Source organism: Alteromonas sp. CNT1-28 (assembly GCF_022348345.1).
In the GTDB taxonomy this organism is placed as follows: Bacteria; Pseudomonadota; Gammaproteobacteria; order Enterobacterales; family Alteromonadaceae; genus Alteromonas; species Alteromonas macleodii.
On sequence record NZ_JAKREZ010000080.1, the window covers coordinates 1 to 1,837 of the forward strand.

Below are 1,837 nucleotides of genomic sequence, written 5' to 3' on the forward strand. Positions count from 1 at the left end.
ATTGTGGTGCTCCCAAAAAGAGAGCATATGATCATAGCCAGACCAGGTCGTCAACTAACAGTTAAATTTGATCAAATAATGTTCGCGATCTCGCCCTGGATGGTTCCCAATTAGAACAGAGGGAAATCAATAAGCTTTTCAATCGACTTAAATCCCCTATTTTAATTGATGGTAACTTATTGAAAGTGAAATGGCTTACTTTAGCAGGGAAGGTTTCATACACCAAAAACTTGATTACAATCAGAAATTCAAGTCTTGACGATATTTTTGTAACTGAAAATGGCTCTGAAAAATATACTATCGGTAGCTATATAAATAAGGAAAAGCCGTTTTCTGCAGTATTCGACTCTCCAAATTACGCATATTATTCAAAATCATGTTTTGAAGATAAGCGTTTAGTAGATAACATCCCGTCGATACTTAACGTCTTTGATGATACTTATAACTTTAGCTCAATTGGCAGTGAGAAAGAGAAACCGCATAAACCTCACTTCACTAGATTCCCTATCACTTCTTTATTTAGAAAAGTTGAAGATCAATTTAGTGTCAATGACAATATTGTTATTTGTGATGATATGAATGATGAGTGGGCTGATCATATTGTTATAGATAGTGCTGCTTCATCTATTTCGTTTATTCATTCTAAATTTGTAAAAAAAGATACATATGGAGCTAGTGCATTTCACGATGTTGTTGCACAAGCATTAAAGAATATTGGGCGAACTCAAGCAGAAAAACAATTATTTAAAGTAAAATACGATAATGAATGGCATAAAACTTATGAAAACACGAATATAAGCAGGGTCATTGGTGCTAATAATTGGCAAGAAATAGAAGTAGCACTTGATACTGTTAATCAAAACCCAAACGCTATAAAAAGAATAGTATTAGCGACTCCTTTTCTCAGTAAGAAAAAGTTAGCTGAAGAGCTAAACAAGTTATCTTTAGGTCAAAAGTGTAAACCACACTATGTACAGTTAATCTGGTTAATAAATACTTTTATTAGTTCCTGCAAAGATTTTGGAGTTCAAGCTCATATATTGTGTAAACAATAGCCCTAACAAGAAATTCAACAATGACAAAAAACAGTTGGCTTTTTGTTCACTACGTTTACTTATTTTAGCCAACCATTTTTTACCTGTTAATTAGGCATTAAGTTACCAAGGAGAGTTCGAAAAATGCCATTTGATGATCTAATGAATGACATCGTGAAAGTGTTAAAACAAGACGGAGTAATAATTCCGGATATCAAATCGAGCGTTCAAAAGGATAAGATATTTATTCAGCGTTCTGATATCTTGATAGAGACTGGTGACTTAATTAAGCGTTCAATGAGTAACGGTGCAGAAGAAACATACAAAGTTATAGACCCGGGTTTTCACGAAAAATTTCATGGTATTCCTGCTGGGTACCAAATGGATGTTACCAAACTCGGTCTTCCTGAAGCAAAAGCAGCTGTCCAACATATTACTTACAATATATCCGGCACAAACAATAGAATTAACCAACACTCTACAGATAACTCGGTCAATATTGTAAATTCAAATCCTGAACTTCAAGAGCATATCGCTGCTTTACGTAACGAAATTGATAGACTAAGTCTTCCTGAAGAAGAGCAATTGGCCTCCTATGAAGTTATTGATGCAGTTGAAGCTCAAGTCGAAAGTGGTAAGCCAAGCAAAGCGGTAGTCAAAACTCTTTTAAATGGGCTGCCTAATGCAGGTAGTATTGCGTCGATCGTAAGCGTCCGCTAATCCCACCTAACGCTTAGTAAACTGCCATGGTAGTAGTTGATCGATATTGGTTTCGGGCTTGCTGAGCTGCTCTAGGCAGTCCA

General features: G+C 35.6%; 2 protein-coding genes. Both read left to right on the forward strand.

The window, feature by feature from the left end; translation table 11 throughout:
- Positions 1-179 precede the first annotated feature (179 nt).
- Positions 180-1,055 carry a hypothetical protein gene (locus tag MHN02_RS21330; RefSeq protein WP_239247951.1) on the forward strand — a complete coding sequence of 292 codons (876 nt, stop codon included), beginning with the start codon at positions 180-182 and terminating at the stop codon, positions 1,053-1,055.
- A gap of 123 nt (positions 1,056-1,178) precedes the next feature.
- Positions 1,179-1,754: a hypothetical protein gene (locus tag MHN02_RS21335; protein ID WP_239247952.1), complete on the forward strand. Its 576-nt coding sequence runs from the start codon at positions 1,179-1,181 to the stop codon at positions 1,752-1,754.
- Positions 1,755-1,837: the final 83 nt, after the last annotated feature.